The 19,004-nt window shown below is 42.1% G+C and carries 18 protein-coding genes and 1 pseudogene; 5 read left to right on the plus strand and 14 right to left on the minus strand.

Features of this window, described 5'->3' with window-relative positions:
• Positions 1 to 62: 62 nt before the first annotated feature.
• The 9 genes from relB to KQI58_RS04045 form a co-directional block, all read right to left on the minus strand.
• A complete protein-coding gene (gene relB / locus KQI58_RS04005; protein WP_216406665.1) occupies positions 63 to 272 on the minus strand; it encodes a type II toxin-antitoxin system RelB family antitoxin in 210 nt (69 codons plus the stop codon).
• A 37-nt stretch (positions 273 to 309) separates the two neighbouring features.
• Positions 310 to 876: a sugar O-acetyltransferase gene (locus KQI58_RS04010; protein ID WP_216406667.1), complete on the minus strand. Its 567-nt coding sequence runs from the start codon at positions 874 to 876 to the stop codon at positions 310 to 312.
• The gene (locus KQI58_RS04015; protein ID WP_216406669.1) at positions 869 to 2,059 is read right to left on the minus strand and encodes an MFS transporter; all 1,191 of its coding nucleotides are present in this window, start codon (positions 2,057 to 2,059) and stop codon (positions 869 to 871) included. Before KQI58_RS04015 ends, KQI58_RS04010 begins: the two co-directional genes overlap by 8 nt.
• Before the next feature lie 12 nt (positions 2,060 to 2,071).
• Positions 2,072 to 4,276: an alpha-galactosidase gene (locus KQI58_RS04020; RefSeq protein ID WP_216406671.1), complete on the minus strand. Its 2,205-nt coding sequence runs from the start codon at positions 4,274 to 4,276 to the stop codon at positions 2,072 to 2,074.
• 111 nt (positions 4,277 to 4,387) lie between these two features.
• Entirely contained in the window at positions 4,388 to 5,407 is a 1,020-nt protein-coding gene (locus tag KQI58_RS04025; RefSeq protein WP_216406701.1) for a LacI family DNA-binding transcriptional regulator, read from the minus strand.
• A gap of 51 nt (positions 5,408 to 5,458) precedes the next feature.
• A complete protein-coding gene (locus KQI58_RS04030) occupies positions 5,459 to 6,214 on the minus strand; it encodes an alpha/beta fold hydrolase (RefSeq protein WP_216406673.1) in 756 nt (251 codons plus the stop codon).
• 83 nt (positions 6,215 to 6,297) lie between these two features.
• Positions 6,298 to 7,053 carry an alpha/beta fold hydrolase gene (locus KQI58_RS04035; RefSeq protein ID WP_216406675.1) on the minus strand — a complete coding sequence of 252 codons (756 nt, stop codon included), beginning with the start codon at positions 7,051 to 7,053 and terminating at the stop codon, positions 6,298 to 6,300.
• Between the two features lie 140 nt (positions 7,054 to 7,193).
• On the minus strand, positions 7,194 to 8,432 hold the full coding sequence (locus KQI58_RS04040) for an MFS transporter (RefSeq protein ID WP_216406677.1): 1,239 nt from the start codon (positions 8,430 to 8,432) through the stop codon (positions 7,194 to 7,196).
• Between the two features lie 101 nt (positions 8,433 to 8,533).
• On the minus strand, positions 8,534 to 9,178 hold the full coding sequence (locus KQI58_RS04045; RefSeq protein ID WP_216406680.1) for a TetR/AcrR family transcriptional regulator: 645 nt from the start codon (positions 9,176 to 9,178) through the stop codon (positions 8,534 to 8,536).
• Between the two features lie 243 nt (positions 9,179 to 9,421).
• Here KQI58_RS04045 and KQI58_RS22550 point away from each other — a divergent pair, with 243 nt between their 5' ends.
• From KQI58_RS22550 to KQI58_RS04055, 3 genes are all read left to right on the plus strand, one after another.
• On the plus strand, positions 9,422 to 9,526 hold the full coding sequence (locus KQI58_RS22550) for a helix-turn-helix transcriptional regulator (RefSeq protein WP_253295763.1): 105 nt from the start codon (positions 9,422 to 9,424) through the stop codon (positions 9,524 to 9,526).
• Positions 9,527 to 9,622: 96 nt separating this feature from the next.
• The gene (locus KQI58_RS22555; protein WP_253295764.1) at positions 9,623 to 9,820 is read left to right on the plus strand and encodes a hypothetical protein; all 198 of its coding nucleotides are present in this window, start codon (positions 9,623 to 9,625) and stop codon (positions 9,818 to 9,820) included.
• Between the two features lie 12 nt (positions 9,821 to 9,832).
• Positions 9,833 to 10,159 carry a hypothetical protein gene (locus tag KQI58_RS04055; protein ID WP_216406681.1) on the plus strand — a complete coding sequence of 109 codons (327 nt, stop codon included), beginning with the start codon at positions 9,833 to 9,835 and terminating at the stop codon, positions 10,157 to 10,159.
• A 41-nt stretch (positions 10,160 to 10,200) separates the two neighbouring features.
• Here KQI58_RS04055 and KQI58_RS04060 read toward each other — a convergent pair whose 3' ends face one another.
• Both KQI58_RS04060 and KQI58_RS04065 read right to left on the minus strand, forming a co-directional pair.
• Positions 10,201 to 12,384, minus strand: a complete 2,184-nt coding sequence (locus KQI58_RS04060; protein ID WP_216406682.1) for a hypothetical protein — start codon at positions 12,382 to 12,384, stop codon at positions 10,201 to 10,203.
• Between the two features lie 167 nt (positions 12,385 to 12,551).
• The gene (locus KQI58_RS04065) at positions 12,552 to 13,613 is read right to left on the minus strand and encodes a bifunctional transcriptional activator/DNA repair enzyme AdaA (protein WP_216406684.1); all 1,062 of its coding nucleotides are present in this window, start codon (positions 13,611 to 13,613) and stop codon (positions 12,552 to 12,554) included.
• A gap of 212 nt (positions 13,614 to 13,825) precedes the next feature.
• Here KQI58_RS04065 and xerS point away from each other — a divergent pair, with 212 nt between their 5' ends.
• Positions 13,826 to 14,935, plus strand: coding sequence for a tyrosine recombinase XerS (gene xerS / locus KQI58_RS04070; RefSeq protein WP_216406686.1), 1,110 nt, complete (start codon positions 13,826 to 13,828; stop codon positions 14,933 to 14,935).
• 209 nt (positions 14,936 to 15,144) lie between these two features.
• Here xerS and KQI58_RS04075 read toward each other — a convergent pair whose 3' ends face one another.
• The 3 genes from KQI58_RS04075 to KQI58_RS04085 form a co-directional block, all read right to left on the minus strand.
• Positions 15,145 to 16,572: a flotillin family protein gene (locus KQI58_RS04075; protein WP_437177489.1), complete on the minus strand. Its 1,428-nt coding sequence runs from the start codon at positions 16,570 to 16,572 to the stop codon at positions 15,145 to 15,147.
• Between the two features lie 26 nt (positions 16,573 to 16,598).
• Entirely contained in the window at positions 16,599 to 17,015 is a 417-nt protein-coding gene (locus KQI58_RS04080; protein WP_367397913.1) for a hypothetical protein, read from the minus strand.
• A gap of 548 nt (positions 17,016 to 17,563) precedes the next feature.
• Positions 17,564 to 18,532 carry a nitronate monooxygenase gene (locus tag KQI58_RS04085; RefSeq protein ID WP_216406688.1) on the minus strand — a complete coding sequence of 323 codons (969 nt, stop codon included), beginning with the start codon at positions 18,530 to 18,532 and terminating at the stop codon, positions 17,564 to 17,566.
• Between the two features lie 388 nt (positions 18,533 to 18,920).
• Here KQI58_RS04085 and KQI58_RS04090 point away from each other — a divergent pair.
• Positions 18,921 to 19,004 (plus strand): annotated as a pseudogene (locus tag KQI58_RS04090) (transposase); the annotation flags it as partial.

Below are 19,004 nucleotides of genomic sequence, written 5' to 3' on the forward strand. Positions count from 1 at the left end.
TTGTCCATTTTTTTTCAAAGCCTTAATTGCAGCTTTTTCATATCTAACTGCATATTTTCTGGTCATAAACCAAGCTCTCGCTTCATTTCCTCATGCGAAATACTTTTATCACGCTCATTGGCTTTTTCATTAATATTGATGTCGATTTGATCCTCAAGTGATTCCATCAGTTTCGTCCGGACCAACTCAGAAATAGTCATACCGTTTAAATCAGCCATTGCTAATAAGAATTCCTTTTCTTCATCAGATACTCGAAAGGTAATTGATCCCATAAGACCCCTTCTTTCATATGTGGACATAATGAAATCGTTAAAGCGAGTCAATACCACGGATTACTTTGCAGGGCGAGCCATAAGCCAACACATTTTTAGGAATATCCTTTGTTACGATACTTCCTGCTCCGATTACTGAATTCTCACCGATCGTAACACCGGGTAAAATGATGGCTCCCGCTCCAATCCAAACATTCTTTTCAATCACGATAGGCAAATTGAATTGAGCTTTTTTTAAACGCAGCTCTGGCGACAAAGGATGTGTTCCGGCACAAAGCGTGACATTGGGTCCGATCATGACCTCATCCTGAATCTCGATTCTAGTATCATCGACTAATGACAAGCCAAAATTAGCATAGACATTTTTTCCAAAATACGTATTCTTTCCCCAATTCGCATGAAAAGGTTGTTCGATATAGGAATGTTCGCCAAAGCTTCCCAGCAGATCTGTTAGAATATGGGCTTTTTCTTGCTGCTTGCTAGGTAGCGTGTGGTTGAATTGAAAAAGTAAATCGCGATAAACAGCCTGTTCTTCTTTTAGTTCATTGGTCTCAAAATAATTTTCGCCAGAGTCCATTTGAGTTTGCATGAAGGTATTAGTCAAGATTTTTCCCTCCATTTAAGACTTTGCGTTGTATGGGACGTTTTTTGTGGAGAAAGATTCCGATTAAAATCACTACCAACAGCACACTCAAAAGTTTGAATGGCGCAAACAAGTTCGTTGTACCAGAAACTAGCTGTAAGGTGCTCAAGCCAAAGGGCGCAATGAAGTTGCCGAGATTGCAGCCGATCAGGATGATCGAGGTTGCCGCTGTCATTTTGGCTGGCGATGCATAGAGATTGAGCGAATTATAAATGAAAGGAAAAATCAAACTGCCAGGAATTCCGCTGATAAAGTAACCGATCAGCAACAAAGCAAAGTTATTTTCTGATACAGCGATCAGGAAGGTTGCTAATGCTAATAATGCGAGTCCCAGATAGAGACATTTCTCCCCTAGCAGCTTATTGGCAAAGCCGAATAATGATCCGGTAACAATCCCGATGATCGGCATAACCGCCAAAAAGTTGGAGGCGTTGTAATTTGCGCCTTTGATATCTGTGACCATTGTCGGAAAGCGGACACCGATCGCAACGAAGGTCATGACTAAGAATAAGGCGAAAAGTGCCAACAGATAGACAGAAGCTTTAAGCTCGCCTTTTTCACTGGTCTTCTCTTTTTTAGCTTCCTTGATTTCAGGTACAAAGATGGTAAACAAAAGTAAGATGGGAAAAGCGATCAAGTAGACACTGAAGGAGGATCTCCAGCCGAGTGCTAATAATGCGCCCGCCAATAAGGTTAATCCGGCGTTCCCGATATTTTCAGCTGCTCCGCGATAACCCAGTAAGGATGCCCGTTCTTCTGGTTCATCGTGAAATAGCAAATTAATAATAGAAACGGCTAAAGAATTGAATAAACCAAAGCCTGCGCCTAAGATAAAACGACTGACCAAAATCGGAATGTAGCTATTCAAAAATAGCGGTGCCAATCCGCCGCCGAAGCCAACTAGGAGTAACCCTAGTTGGACCGTACGTTTGGTGCCGATTTTTCCTGCGATGAAGCTGGAAAGAACGACAAAAACCACAACGGCTAATGCTGGTAATGTCGCGACTAATTCAACTTGTGTCGTTGTCATTCCCAGAGCCGCCCGCATTTGCGGCAATGCTCCGTTGATGGATAAGGCGCTGGTCAGTAACAGTGAGATGGACAAAATGGATAAACGGGTCATGAGGCTGTTTTTATTGATCATTTTCTTTCACCCCTATACTTTCTTCAAATGCAGCAGCGTTGTTTGAAAATCACCATAGAAATCAGGAACATTGACCCCCAGATTCATTAGCTCATCACCAAAAAATTGCTGTTTCGTCGCTTGATCTTGATAGACAATCTGTTCATCTAAGCCTGTTAAAAAGACTTCGTGAAATACTGGCTGCGCAGAAGCTAGTGTGCGAGCCAGCATAACTAAGGCTTCCGATTGATCTTCTGAGACAAACATCCAGGCCGTCAAATTACCTTCAAAAGGACTATTCAATCGATAGAAATCACCAAATTGGACTAGCGGACGAATCTCTTGATAGTGCTGAACCTGCTCCTTCACAATCACTTTCTCTTCTTCTGTCATTTCTGTCAAATCTAGCTCGTAGCCGAAGACACCACTCATGGCTACATCTCCTCTGGTTTTTAATGAAGTAATGCGCCCGGTTTGGTGATTTGGCACTGCCGAAACATGGGCAGTCATCGAAGAAATCGGATAGGCTAAGCTAGTTCCGTATTGAATCTTCAACCGTTCTACCGCGTCGGTATTATCAGTCGGCCAAGATTGCGACATATAATAAAGGAAGCCGGCATCGAAACGTCCGCCACCGCCAGAGCAGCCTTCCCACAAAATTTTCGGATAACGAGCCAACAGATTTCCCATCAACTTATAAACGCCGAGAATGTGACGATGAGCTGTCTCCCCTTGATTTTCCGCTGAAAGCGCGAGTGAATAGACATCCGACAAGCTGCGGTTCATATCCCATTTAATGTAATCAATCGGCACCTCATCCAAAATGCGGCAAATTTGTTGTTCGATATTTTGCCGGACTTCCTTGCGTCCCATATCCAATAAATGCTGGTCGCGAGAAGAAGATGGGGTACGATTTGGCTCCTGCATCAAATAATCGGGATGCTCCTCATAAAGCTTCGATTCGATGGAAATCATTTCCGGCTCGAACCAGACACCAAATTGCAGGCCTTTTCCATGAACATAATCTGCAATTCCTTTCAAGCCATTCTTTAATTTGCCTTCGTATTCGAACCAATCACCTAAAGAAGAATTATCGGAGTCCCGATGACCGAACCAGCCATCATCCAAGACAAACATCTCAATCCCAAGCTCTGCCGCTTCATCAACGATTTGTTCAATTTTCTTGCTGTCAAAATCGAAGTAGGTTGCTTCCCAGTTATTAACTAGGATCGGCCGTTCTTTTAATTGATGCTCCCCACGCGCCACTCTTTCTCGCAATAAGTGATGCAGATTGCCGCTCATGCCATTCAATCCTTGATCGGAATAGGTCAGGATCACTTCAGGTGTTTGAAAGGCTTCATTAGAAGACAGTTCCCATGAGAAATTGTAAGCATTGATCCCCGCCAACACACGAACCTGATCAATCTGATCCTTTTCTAGTTCAAAAGCATGATTACCGGAATAAACCAAATGCATTCCGATCACCGGACCGCTCATTTCATTTGTATCATGATTGACTAAGGCGATGAAGCTGTTCATATGATGGCTCGATGCGCCGCGGCGGCTTTCAAAGCTTTGGATACCAGAATGGATTTTTTCGCGATTGATTTGACGCTCTCTTAGGTGAGCTCCGGGTAAAGAGATGACTTGATCGTAGACACCACTATTCGTCAAATCCATTTGCATCGAAGCTATTTTTTCTAAGACGATGTTTTGGTTCGTTTTATTGAGAACCTTTGTGGAACGGGTGATCACCGGACGCTGGTGATAGATCGTATAAGAAAGCTCTAGATAAATTTCCTGATCGCGATCCTTTAGAACAACCGTCAAAGTAGTCGCTTCGTCTTCTGCCAAAACATAAGCCTGCGGTAAGCCCTCAAGTTCTGGTTTGCCTGCTTCGAATCGATACTCATGAAATCTAAAATCATGGAGATTCGAGCCATTTTCTCGCCGGATCATCGAAGCGGGTAAACGATAGTCCATTGAGCCATGACTGGAATATTCCTGTGGCAGCGTGTCTTTCGAGTAAGCCCTTTCAGCGTTACCCGGTACATTTCCTGAAAAGCCGCGATCTCTACGTAAATAGGTTTTATTTCCGTGATAATGCTGGATACGCTTGCCAAAATACAAGTGATTGAAAACCCCATCCTCTTCTATTTGCATGATGTAAGAGATTTCATTGTTGTGTAAATGGAATACCAGGCTTTCTTGATTAAATTCAACATATGTCTGATGCATTTTTTGTTCCTCCCTTAACTTGTTGTTTACCTTATAATGTTTACTAAACAATTTTGTCAAGAGAAATTTCAAAAAAAAAGAGAACTTTTTTTTCAAAAGCTCTCAAACAGACTATTTATTGGGAATAAAACTCTCCCGTACAATTAATTTGGAAGGAAAAGTCATAATCACTGGCTCCTGCCGTTCTTCTTCGATCCGTTCTTTGGCTAAGCGTACCGCGGCCTTAGCAATTTCTTGAGCGCTGATATGAACTGTCGTCAAGCTGGGGGTTAGAAATTCAGCAATTTCAATATCATCAAAACTAGCGATTTCGATATCCTGTCCCACGGCGATATTAGCTGATTGCAAAGAACGGTAAACACCGACAGATAAGGGATCGCTGCCGACCAGTAGTGCCGTTGGCAAGTCTTGCCCCGCTTCCAGCCACTCATCCATCATGCGTTTTCCTTCAAGTGGTTCCCACAGCCCCAATTTTGCCTGGGGCGCTAGGTCATTGGCCTTCATAAATGCTTGATAAGCCCGGAAGCGTTTTTCGTTGTCGCTATAAATTTTCTCTCCATCTTCATCAATATCAATATTAAAGCCGCCGATATAGCCGATGCGGCGATGGCCCTTTTCATAAAAAAGCTGCAGGACACGCTTTGTCATCCGCTCAAAGTCTGCATAGACCATATCGACTTCTTGATTGATATCAGGATTATCTAGCACCACGATATTTTTGTTTTGCTGACTTAGGCGCTTAACAGCACTTTCTGAGACGGTTCCAACAATAATGATCGCCCCAAGCTTGTCAAAATCCTGCCAAGTTTTCGGATTGTCTTCTAAATTATAGACACGATTCATGCCTAGATGCAGGCGCCGAGCTTCCTGTTCTAAGCCGATTCTAAGAGCATTGAAATACGGATCATCCAATTCCTTTTGACGGCTGGTTGTAGTGATTACCCCGATTGAAGGCAGGCGCCGTTTCACATATTTGCGTTTATCAATGTCATAATTCAATTCCTTGATTGCTTTGTAAATCCGTTCTTTTGTATCGTCAGCGACGGATAACGTGGGATCATTGTTCAATACTCTGGAGACCGTTCCCGGACTGACTCCCGCACGTCTCGCCACGTCGCGAATTCCGACCATCATTGTTCACCTCGATTGTTTACTAAACAATAACCGGAAATTTGTTATTCGTCAACTGTATTCAGCAATAAATCCTTTGATCGCTGCTGCTACCTCTTCCGCGTTCGTTCCGATCGCTGGGTGTCCGGGATTTTCGAATAGTTCAACTCGAGCATCAGAAACCTCCTCTACGATCGCTTGATATTCCTCTGCGATAGTTGAACGAATCAGGCCATCATTGACGGTGCCTGTTAACAATAATGGACATTGTAAGTTTTTCAAGTGGTCGAAAAAGAGTGCTTTCTTTGATTGAATCAAACGCAGCATTGAATCGGTATCCTTTTTTACTACTTCCCGCCAATCTTCGCCGATGAACCATTCGTAGATCATGGAGGCTTCGGAGTCTTCTGAAACTGTCGAGCGTTCTGCCACCAGCTCGTCTGCAAAGCCATCATGAAGGCTTCGACCGTCGAAGCTATCAGCTGTGACAGTCGTGAATAAATCCGGCCGCAGCAAAGCTGCGTTGATTGCCACCCAAGCGCCACCGCTGGTTCCAACGACGTTTACTTTTTTGGTTCCTAAGCTTTCTAATAAAGCCACTGTTTGATGCGCCTCGAATTTCCAAAGCTCCGTTGGAAATTCCGCTAATCGATCAGACTGACCATAACCTAAAAAATCAATCAGAATAATTTGAAATTCCGCATACAATGGCAATAGCTGTGAGAACAGCTTGGATGAAGAAGTATTACCATGCAGTAGAAGGAGTGGCTTGCCCTCACCAATTACTTCATAATATATCTGTTTGCCTTCATAATGAAAAAATCTCATCTTCGTTCCTCCTGTCTAATTGAACAATCAAAAAGCGACCAACCTTGTCCTGTTCAAGTAAGTTGACCGCTTTAGTGATTCTCTTAGCTATATTCATATATGAATTGATTAATGGTTTCTGCTACTTCTTCGCAGCAGCTTTCGATCGCGGGATGACCGGGCTTGTCGAACAATTTGAACTGACCGTGAACGACTTCGCCAACAATGGCTTGATATTCTTGTTCGATATTGGGACGAATGGTTTTGTCTTTCTTTGCAGCTGTTAAAAGCAGAGGGGCTTGGAGAATTTGCAGAGAGTCGAAGAACAGCTCTCTTCTGGAGATGATCAAACGCCACATAGAATCTGTATCCTGTTCAACAACGTCCTTCCAATCCTCCCCAATACACCAGTGATAAAATTGTGAGGTTTCAGGGTCCGTCATCGTCGAAGAGCGTTCTGCCAGTAATTCTTCATCAAAATCATCAGGAAGTGTGCGGCCATGAAAGCTGTCGGCAGTGACGGTGGCGATCAGATCTGGTCTTAAAAATGCTGCATTAATGGCTACCCAAGCGCCGCCGCTAGTTCCCACTAGGTTTGCGTCGCAAATATTTAAGTGCTCTAACAAAGCAATTGTTTGACGGGCTTCGTCTTTCCAAAGTTCGGTAGGAAATTTGTCCAGTCGGTCAGATTGACCATAGCCTAAAAAATCGATCAAGATTACTTGGAAATCTTTATAAAGGGGCAACATGGGTTTAAATAACTTGGATGATGAGGTATTTCCATGCAAAAAGACGAGTGGTTTTCCTTCTCCGATCGTTTCGTAGAAGATGTTTTTTCCTTTATAGCTAAAGAAACTCACTACAATCCCTCCTTAAAAGTTCATACGTTTGTTTTTAGTATAACAAGAAAAGCCAATAACAGCGGTCATCGGCCTAAAGAAAAATATTATGAAATATAAAATAAATGGATTGGACTTTTTGTAAAATGTATGATTTAAAATTATATTTCATTGCTTACACGCATTTGTTTAAAAATTCTGATCGAGAAAATTGCAATCAAAACGGTCACAATAGCAGTAGCAATAATTAACATTATCAGCATTTGTGTCGAAGCTATGGCCGCAAAGCCTCCATACATCACCTGACCTAAAGGAATCGCCAAGGTAGTCACGATCATCACTAGTGACATGATTCGACCAAGTAAGGCTTTATCTGAAACTAACTGGATATAAACAATCAATTGGACTGAAACAACCGTAACCACGCCCATGGCAGAGGCCACGATGACGGTCATAACCCAAAAAGCCGACGTTGGATCTTGAATCAGGCCGAATGGGATGACTAATAAACTAAAGAGAATCGCCACTAAGATCAAGTTCTTGGTAATACTGGCTTCATTCAAGCGATTGGCAATCACGCCATAGATAACTGTACCAAGTAAGCTGCCGATTGCGAGAATCGTGTTCATTAGGCCAAATTGTGCGTCGGTCGCACCTAATTGAATCCGGGAAACATACGGGATGATCACCTGAATAAAAGAAGCTAAGAAAAAGTTTAATAAAAATGCCACTGCCGCCACTTTAACGATTACTTTTTGCGCCTTCAAATAGTTTGCTACTTCCTTCAAATCACCGATAACAACCTGGAAAAGCGTCCCATCCATTGCACCTTGTGCTTGAACCGGAATGTTTAACAACACTTCGCAGAAAATCGCGATTAAAAATAGGGATGCTGTAATAATAAAAATTTGGTAAACCGCGTCAAATCGATAAATGATTCCCGCAAGGATCGGGCCTAAAACCGTTCCTAATGTACCGATGGAGCTGATAATCCCGTTTGCTCGTGGAATCTCCTCTTCCGCACAGATTACGGGAATCGCTGATTGAACCACTGGTGTTTCAAAAGCCGAAACCATTCCAATGATTACTGTCAAGATTCCGATCGCCGTCACAGGATTTTCCAAACGTGTGACTAAAAACAGACCAATCGATAAAATAAGGTACAGACAATCCATCAGCAGCATCAAATTTCTTTTCGGCAAACGGTCCGCTAGCACGCCACAGAAAGGTAAACAAATCAAACGTCCAACAATTGATAATGACGCAATCACGCTAAAGGTCAACGCTGATTTTGTAATATCCAGCACATACAATGAAATCACAAATTGAACAATCGTCGTTCCTAAAACGGAGAATAATTGACTCCCAATTAACAAATTAAAATTTTTATTTTTTCTCATAATAACCATCCTTCTTTCTTCACTCTTAAGCAACAACCTCAAAATCACTGATTCAAATTAACATACCTACCGTTGGTATCTATAATTTAAAAAAAAATAGCTTATTCTTCGCTATCTTTTTTTAAATAGGCAAACATCTTATTCGCTTCTGTCATGATCTCCTCATTGAAGATCGGAATACCAACACCATCGAACAGCTTCTTAGTAAAGAGTACTTTTCGCTTCAGCTGCTCCTCCGAAAATACGGTCAAGTGTAACCCGATCCACGTATTCAGATTCATCATCAACACATCCGCGACCTCTTCAGGAAAGTCCGTTTCAATTGAGCCATCCGCGATGCCCTCTTCAACGATTTTTTTGATTTCAGGAATCACTTCGTTAAACATGCTGATGATCTGCTCTCCGATAAAACGCGGACTGCGTAGGGTAACTGCTGCCGAATAATTTAGCTTCATCCGAGAATAATCGGTAAACGCATCTAGGATTGCGCTTTGCAGTTTTTCTAGTCCGGTATTCCCCTGATGTTTTCGTAAACTTTCTTCAACCGTATCCGCCGGCTCAATAATCGTTTCAAAAATCTCAAGCTTCGATTTGAAATGCTGGTAAATCGCCCCTTTTGTCATACCGTCTAGACCGTTGACAATATCTTGGATCGACGTATTGTCATAGCCCTTTTCAAGAAACAATTGCTTCGAAACGGCTAGAATCTTACGCCTCGTTTCTTCTGGATTTTTTCCTCTTGCCACGGCTTCAACTCCTTACATACCACCGGTATCTATCCATAATATAGACCTCGCCAAGCTAATTGTCAACAGTTTTTGATAAAAAGATTTTCGTCAGTATTTCTTTTGCGATATTTATAGTTCGTTAATATCTGAAGAAACCCTTGAACTACAGGTTGTAAAAGCTTTTTTACCCGATTTTTCTCGCGAGGATTCGCTTTTTGTTTTATGCTAGAGATAAGATAAATGGTGATTGAGGGATGAAAAATGGATGTCGGACAACGGTTAAAAATACGTAGAAAAGAATTGGGCTTCACACAGGATTACGTGGCAGCTGAGTTAGGAATTACCCGCCAAACAATGTCGAATTAGGAAAATGGCCGAAGCTATCCTGATATTGAGCGAATCATTCGCTTATCCGAGCTTTATAGTCTTTCCCTCGATGAACTATTGAAGGGAGATCAAGAAATGGTCAAGCATTTGCAGGAGAATACCGTAGTCAATCACTTCTTGAAGATTTTTATTGTTCTACTTTTAGTGAATGGACTGCTGATGTTGCTTCTTCTAGCCAATCCTTTAATGAGTGACGTATTTCTTTGGTTGATTTTTGCACTGATTGGTGCTAACAGCTTGTCGCTTTTCTATCTGATTATTAAAAAAATTTAGGAGCGGATGTTTATGAACTATACAGCGATAATGCTTCTTTTAATGGGGTTAATTTTGGCAGGGGCCAGTTGTCTGTTTTATTATCTCTTTTCGTTGGTCATGCTAGATGCCAAAAGTCGCGGCATCAAGAATCCGAAATTTTGGTCACTGATCGCTACTGGCGGACAAAACGGCGGCGGTTTGCTGCTCTACCTTTTTGCCCGTCGAAAAACCACCAGTCTTATGAAGCCGGCTGAAGTAGAATCATTTCTTCAGCTCAAACGGAAGATTTATTGTTTGCTGGCGGTGTTGTTTGTTCTTTTTCTGGTTTTTGTTGCGATGATTTTTCGATTTAATTAAAGAAGCAGTGCTCGTTTTCTCAACCAGCACTGCTTTTTATTTTAGTCTGTTTTGTTGAAAAGCGCGGAAAGTTGGTCGCTGTTTTCATCAAAGATATCTAGTAAGGTTCGGTTCCAGTGTCGGGCATCCTTCGTAGCATTTCCAAACACATAGTCTTCCTGTCCGTAATCGATCACATCAAAACCAGGAACAGCTTTACTTGCTTTTGCGGTTCGATAACTCGCACTATCTGCTAAAGAAATTGATACTTCTCCTTCATCACTATAATTGACCCAACTGCTGATATCTGTCCCCGAGGCTGCAGTTTCAGTCCCGTTTTCCGTTTGCGGTTCGGCTTGGGCTTTTTTAATTGCAGCCGCTCCCTCTACGTATTCACCATACATTTGATCCACGTATAAACTAAAGGAATCACCCAGTACCTCATTAGGCACGTGACCACCATCCCACTGCCATTCGATGGTGCTATCTACGCCAGCATTTAGCCAAGCAATCTGTAAATTCAAGGATGAAAACAATGACATATCCCCCTCAGCGGCTCCCATAATAATCTTCGACCATGTAGGGTTTTCCGTGTCTTTCTTGCCGATATAATTCAAAGGATCGTACAGATCAACAATGTTGTTTCCGTATTTATCACCGTTTTCAATTTCGGTGATATCCGATCGATAAGCTTCCAACATTTCTGCAAATGTCTCATAATTGGCGGAATCTACGCCGCCTGAATTTGATTGGGAGGTTCCGGCGTCTGGTGTTCCCACTTCGTTTGCTCCGCCTGTCATAGTCGGCGGCCCATTTCCATCAGGAATTTCGCCATTCGGGGTACCGCCCATCCCGCCTGGGCCATTTTCGGAGCTGCTGCTTTTCGCATATCGTCCTTCAATAAACGCTGTTGCCCGAGCTTGAGCATCCATTGCGGCTACCTCTTCATCGCTTAACGCCTGTCCTTCGTCATTAAACCAGGTCCAGCCTTCTGAGTAATCAAGATTATCTAAATACCACTGCAGGTTTTCCGTAAACTCCATGAGATACAGATCTAAGTACGTCCCATAATAGCCATTCGTCTCTGGATATTTCTCTAAGTCATACTTAATTGTCAACGCTACTTCATCTTTTTTGTCTCCATCATTGTTCAAATCAAATCCGATTTCCGCTTCTGAAACAGACAGCTTTTGCTCATTGATAGAATCCATATAGCTTTTTGATAAATATTCTGCCAGCTGATTTTGAAAAGAGGTGGTGAACTCATACGTACTATCCATCGAATATTCAAAAGCCAATGCCGCATCCGCCTCCTTCAAGGAAGTGATCGCGCTATAAGCAATGCAGCCCCAGGCACCATCTGACAAATTTTGCTCCTTGCCGTCGATGGTAACGGTTGATGAATAGCTTCCATCGGTATTGGCGTAGACTCCGACAGCACCAGCTTCGATCTCATACTCATAATAATCGGGATTGTTGGAGGTTGCCGCAAACATCGTGGCGTGAGCGCCTCCGCCTGACCCACCAGTGGAAACAAAGTAATTGGCATTCCCAGGAAGATTGCCTAATAGCATATTGTATTTCACATAGCGGGCGGCATTTTTCTGATCGACTAAACATAAAGGAGCATCCCCAGTGTAATACTCTTCACCAGCTTCATTCGTTGCTGTATCTTGTTTCCCACGGTTGCCGCATGCCACATTGATATACCCATCACTGGCATAAGTAGCGGAGGCAGCTGAATTTTCAGAGGAACCATAGCCAGCAGCGCCAGTGTTCAAAATAACCGGAGCATCATCTGCCGTGTACACTTGACCATTGGTGCTGGTGATTTTGGCGTCATGATCGATAACTAAAGCTCCCTTGACCGCGCTAGAATAACTATCCACTGTAACATCTGATTTCCCGTCATTATTCGTGTCAATCCCTGTAACATAGGCTCCCGGAACGCAGACTGAAACGCCCTGCTGTTCTTCAATTTCCGGATTTGTTACTGCGGTAACGACTGATAAGACCCACGCATCCTCTTCTTGTGTGTAGGACCATTCCTGCTCTTGATTATTCTTCAAATTTAAGGCTTGCTCGATCGCTTTTTTGCTCTTTGCATCCTTAAGCACAACCTTACTCTTTTTTTCTTCAGTATCGCTTTCGCTTTGACTACTGCTAGTTTCATTGCTCTTACAACCACTGAACAAAAAGACACCCATAAGAATCGTTAAACCAATTCGAACAATTCTATTGCTCATCATTTTCCCTCCTAAAAATTAACCTTCTTTCAGTTAATGTAATCAGTCAAACTTAAATGGAACTTAATCTACTTGGCTTACATTCGGTATTTTTGCTTTCTTATCAAAGGCAAAAAATAACCTTGATTGAAAAGTCGATTCTCAATCAAGATTATTTCAGATAGTGATTATTTTTCAATAGCAGGCTGACTCTTCTTTTCCAGCTCCAGTAAATACTGCTTGCGCTTCAACCCGCCTGCATAGCCGGTCAAACTGCCGTCGCTGCCGATCACTCGATGACAAGGAACAACGATCGCGATTTTGTTTAATCCGTTGGCCCGACCAACGGCCCGCACCTTCTTCTTATCACCTAAACGAAGAGCGATGTCGCGATAACTCAACGTTTCACCGCTAGGAATCGTCATCAAAATGTTCCAGACCTCTTTTTGAAAAGGTGAGCCGTCAAAAAACAGCGGCAGCTCAAATTCTGTCCGTTCGCCTTTGAAGTATTCGCTTAATTGTTCTTCTACCTGCTGATTGATGGCTGTTTGACCATAGATGATCCGAAAATTGTATTTATCACGTAGCACTTCGATCTCACGTTCTAAACCGCGCCGATCTTCAAATTCCAATAAATAGAGCGCGTCGTCATCGGTTAAACAGAGCATTCGCCCGATCGGTGTGGAGATAAATGAGGCGTTTAAGGTACGCGCCGCCACTTTTTTCGCGGGATTTCCCATGATTTTTGTAAAGGCATCATTGAACCCACTCGCTGATTCATATCCAGATTCCAGCTGCTGATCGATTACCTTGCTGCCTTGACTGATTTCCTTAAAGGCCAGACCCATCCGTCGTGCTCGAGCATACTGGACAAAGGTCATGTTGTAGACCTCTTTAAATTTGCGGCGCGCTGTGGCGGAGTTCAATCCAAGCGCTGAAAAATCTGCCTCCTTCCAGCGTTTTTCCGGCTGCTCTTCCACTGCATTTACCAAAAGCTGGACCTCTTCCGGAATTGCCTGCGGAAATGACAAGGGATGACAAATTTTACAGGGCCGATAGCCTGCAAGCAGCGCTTCTTCTGCTGTTGGATAAAACTCGCAGTTTTCCATTTTCGGTTTGCGCGCTCGACAGGTTGGATGACAAAAGATTCCCGTCGTTTTTATTCCTGCAAAAAAGATTCCGTCATAGCTGCGGTCTCTTTCTTTCAAAGCGTGATAATACTCTGCTTGTTTTTTCTTTGAAGTAATCATCTCGGATTCCCCCTTTGTTACCGATAGTATAACCCTTCTAGCATGGACTTTCTTCCGAAAAATGAACAACTATTTTCTTTTTACTATTTATTAAATAACCGATGAAGGTAATTATATTTTGTTTCAATGATAGTTGACCGTTATAAAATAACTGTCGTTTGACACTTTTTGCGCGCTGTCTTATACTTTTAGTTACAAAGGAGTTGGCAGCGATGAATCAACAAGAAGCCAATCGACGGATGGAGGAAGAAATCCAATATTTCCCCTGGTTCGTCCAAAATTATTTTCGTAAAAAAAGCGGTGATCAGTACTCTTCTATCACCTTATATGAATACGCCAAAGAATACCGACGTTTCTTAAATTGGCTGATCCAAGAAGGCTTTTCTTCGGCCGAGAAACTCTCAGAAATTACGCTGGAGGAGTTTGCGGCGTTATGGCCGGAGGATTTGGAATTTTACAAAGCCCACTTAGTCAAGGCGCCGAAAATTTTAAAAGAATCCACTAAGAAGCGTTTAGAAGAAAGCGAACAAGCCCTGCCCTTGCGGCAAAATGTTACCGTTCAACGAGGCGTAACCGCTCTTCGCTCCCTCTTCAGCTATTTGAATGAGGCGATCGACCGAAAAACGGGCAAACCTTATCTTGAACACAATATGATGGGAAAAGTCGCAAATGTCAAGGATAACAAGACCATGGCCGAACGCGGAGCCGCGATTGAGAAGAAGCTTTTCTTAGATGAAGAAGCCTTGGACTTTCTCGATTTTGTCGAACATCGCTACATTGAAACGCTGGAAAGTCGCCAAGCCATTACGGCCTTTAAGAAAAATCAAGTTCGAGATCTCGCCATTATTGGACTTTTTCTGGGAACCGGCATGCGGCTGGCTGAACTGGTCAATATGAATGTTCAGGATCTCGATTTGAATGCCGGAGAAGCCCGCGTCTATCGAAAAGGCGGAAAATGGGATATGGTCGTCATTTCCTCGATTGCGATCGAATATCTGACAGATTATCTTACCCAAAGACAACAGCTGTATCAACCAGACGAAAACGAATCCGCCCTCTTCTTAACACGTTACCGCGGCAAAGCCAAGCGCATCGCCGGCGGTGCAGTCGAGGCAATGGTGGGAAAATATTCCGAAGCCTTCAAGATCAAAATCTCACCTCATAAGCTGCGTCACTCTGTCGCTACACAGCTTTATAGTAAAACCAATTCATTGGTGCAAGTCGCTGAGCAGCTGGGACAATCGGGGACGTCCGCTACGACGGTTTATACTCATATCGCCGGGAAGAAAAAACGCGATGCTATGAATGATTTGTGGACGTGATATTAGTAATTTAGCAAAACGGCAAAATAAGTAAAACTTTTTAAAAAAAAGATCGAAAAATGAATGTTATTCTCGTGAAAAGTAAATTTTCTAAAATCTAATTTTCTCATTGCCACAAAACTTTAGAAAAAAAACACCGATCCTTACTATTTTTTTGTAAGATCAGTGTTCTTTTCTATTTGTCTTGCTAAAAAATAATCATAAAGCTTTTATTTCTCTGACTTATCCTCTGATCGGTCAACAATCACTTTTTGCGGCTGTTGTTGTAATGTATTAACGATGTCTTCGGTGCCTTTTCGTGTGGCCATTGAATCATTGATCAATGTGACCAAATCCAAACCGGTGGTTTCTTTGATGGTATCAAACGTTCGAGCTAAGCCGGCTTCCCCTAACTCATGTACGCCTTCACCGCCACCAAAGCTGACTATTTTATCGATATTACTAATTGGTTCATTGACTTCTTTGGCGATTGCTGGTAAGGCTTTAATGAATTCCATCAAAATACCTGCTTCATTTAACTTGGTCAAAGCGATTGCCATTTTTTCCTTACTTTCTGCTTCGGCAACCCCAACTTTATGAATCCGTTCAGCATCTGCTGCCCCAAGTTTTTGAATTCGTTCTGCTTCAGCTAAGGCTGCTAATTTAACTTTTTCGGCATCTGCTTCCGCTTGAGCAATTTCTTTGGCTTTTTCTGCCAGAGCTTGTTGTTCGACAACATATTTATCCGCTTCTGCTTGTTTCCGTAAGCTCGCATTCAATTCTTTTTCAGTTAATTCTGCTTGTTTTTCTTGAATCTCGATATTTTTTTCTTGTTCAATCAAATCGATCTTCATTTTTTCGCCAACCGCAATCTGTTCTGCTTTTGCATCAGCGACTTCTTTTTCTTGCTTATATTGCGCCTGTTTCAAAGCCATGTTCTTGTTGGCTTCGGCAATTTCCGTTTGACGACTAATTTCTTCTTGTTGAGCTAACTGCTCATTAGCTGCTTGCTTGATTCGTGTTTCACGCAGTGCATTTGATTCTGCTACTTCAGCATTTTTCTTCACTTCAGCGATTTGCGGGCGACCTAAAGCATCCAGATAGCCATTTGAATCACTCACATCTTTAATCGTAAAGGAGACGATTTCTAGACCCATTTTCCGTAAATCTGTCGAAGCAACCTGTTGCACCTGTTCTGCAAAATCATCACGATTTTTATAAATTGCTTCTACTGTCATCGTCCCTAAAATTGCCCGCAAGTGACCTTCCAATACTTCTTGTGCTTCATCTTCTAATTCTTGAGTTGATTTTCCCAAATATTGTTCAGCTGCTGTTTTGATCGATTCTGTGCTATTTCCTACTTTGACCAACACCGTGGCACTGGCCTTAATTGGCACTCCCTGCTCGGTGTAAACTTCTGGTGTACCAATTTCTAATTTATGGGTTAATAAACTTAACTTGTGAGCCTTTTGAACGATTGGAATAACAAAGGTCCCACTATTTTTTAAAATTTTTATACCGTCTTTGCCTAATAAAGAACCTGTGATAATCAAAGCCTCGTCTGGTTTTCCAATACGGTAACGAGCCATTAAAAAGGCAAGCAATACGATACCTAATACAATGATCCATAAAAAAGGATTGCTAAAAACTGATGATATTTGTGAACTGTCCACTGTTACACTCCCTATTCTGTAGTCTGATTTTTTGTCACTAAAGCAACTCCTGCAGGATCAAAATCAATAATCAAAACCTGCGCTCCCACCGGCAAAGATACCTTTGCTGCAACATCTTCCGGTCGGTATAATTTGGCTGGATAACTCGTCCGCGCATCGCCACTTTCAATGACCATTACTTCGCCAATAGAATCCCCAGTGATTTTTTCTGTTAATTGGCCAAACAAATAGTCCGCTTCAGCAATAACGTTACTTTTATTCTTATCCGTCAGTTTATTGTAAAGTAGCATTAAAGGTGAGAAAACCAAACTAAACAACAATAAGACAATTACCAACAAGAGACCTAGCAAAAGAAGCCACACTATTCCCCGTACGAGAAGTGGATATTGCGTTAACATTTGATTGAGTTGCGCAAAAAAAGCTATCACTTTAGCCACATCCTTATCTTGGGTTTATATCCATGATAAGACAATCACAAACCTTAAACAAGAAAAATTTAATAACTAAGGATAAACTTCACCCTTCCTTCTTCAATCAGTTGTAAAACAAAGAGATCTTTGAAAAATGTCCTTTATTTGTTAGACAGATAAAGGACATTCAGTCATAAAGTACCTCTTGAGAATCATTTACTTTAGTTAAATAAACCTGCTGTAACAGTATTTTAAAGAAAATAGAGTAAAGTACACTATTTTTTATCAAACAAGTTGATTTAATCTATTCCCGATTTTGTCCTTTATCGTTTACCAAACGAAACAACTATCAGCTATGTTTTTGAACTTTATTCTAAATTTAATAGCCTTTATGCAATATTATTTGGTATATCAGTGATTAGTGACGATTCTTCATATGTACAAAAAAATTACTTATTTGATTTAGCTCGAGTGTTTTTAAACAAATAACCAGCATTCAATCTTAGTGACTGTCGATTGAATGCTGGTTTTCTTTATTCTAATTCTATAAACGTCTACTTAATTTTTTAAAAAGCGAAATTTTGAATTTGTTCCAATCTTTCTTTGCATTCCAGAATGGTTGTATCAATGATATCTAAGGACTGTTTAACTTCCTTCACCAAAGGTACGATTTGTCCCGCCATTACAGCGCCGTTTTCCATGTCCCCGTCTTGCATGGCTTTTTTCAGAGAGCTTTCTGCTAATGCTTTTATTTTTTCAGTTACTTCGACAGGGGCATTCTGTGTTTCTGTTTCAATCAATGAATCTGACAGGTTGTTTTTGAGTTGGCGGCAGGGCTCTCCGCTATAGTAGCCAGTAATGACTGTTTCCATATCTCCGGCATTCACCACGGCCTCTTTGACATTTGGATGAACCAGCGTTTCTTCAGCAGCCATGAATACCGTCCCCATTTCAATCGCTTCTGCACCTAATGCGATTGCCGCAGCCATGCCTCTTCCGTCTGCGATGCCACCAGAAGCTACAACCGGCGTTTCAATCGCATCGACTGCTTGCGGAACTAATACGGTGGTTGCTTCGATCGTGGTATGACCTCCGCCTTCCCAACCTTTCACGATGACAATATCTGCACCAGTCTGATCAGCAACTCGCGCGTCACTAATAAAACTTACTTTTACGATCACTTTACAGCCCACTTCATGCCATAGCTTGAAGTATTTTTCGCATAATTCTGGATCAAGGTTTGCGAGTGTGTCTGCGTAGATTACGGGCGGATGCATCCGTTGAATGATTTCCGTCGTTGGGTCCAATAAGTCTGGAATCATAACCGTATTGATGCCAAACGGTTTGGACGTCAATTTTTTCGTTTCTTCAATTTGGCTCACAACAAACTCTAACGAAGCAAAGCCAACGCCTAAGACACCTAGTCCTCCTGCATTCGACACCGCCGCTACTAGCGGAGCAGTCGATATCCACGCCATTGGTCCTTGAATAATGGGTTTCTCAATGTTCAAAATTTCACATACACGATTTGTCATATTGATTCTCCTCGTAATATATTTTTTAGAGTGATAAATCACTCCAGTTTTATTCTCTTGTTCTTTGATAATTTAATAACACTTTAGTTGCTTGGTGCTTGTGTGATGTTCTAGAATTGACTCCTGGAAAGGACTCACGGGAAAATGCTTCTTCTCCTTGCGGCGTTGACTGCTCTATTAAGTCTGTGACCCGAACCGTTGATATATCCTCCAACACACTAGCTGTATCCACTGGATGTCTACCCTTTCGTAACAGGATTTGGGGCGGCTTTGATGTCCAGTGATTCGAATACGATTATGCGAGGCTGTCGTTAGGCAACGGTCTTCTGGGATATCCCTCAGGTACCAAGCAATTTCCAAAATACAATCGAAAGGAGGTCCTTCCCTCATGAAATTATTTGTCGGTTTAGATGTTAGCTCCAAGAATTTGGATGCCTGCTTTTTAACAGATGATGAAGAACTCACCATCCTA

Origin of the sequence: Enterococcus raffinosus (assembly GCF_018917525.1) — a bacterium.
Taxonomy (GTDB): Bacteria; Bacillota; Bacilli; order Lactobacillales; family Enterococcaceae; genus Enterococcus_A; species Enterococcus_A raffinosus_A.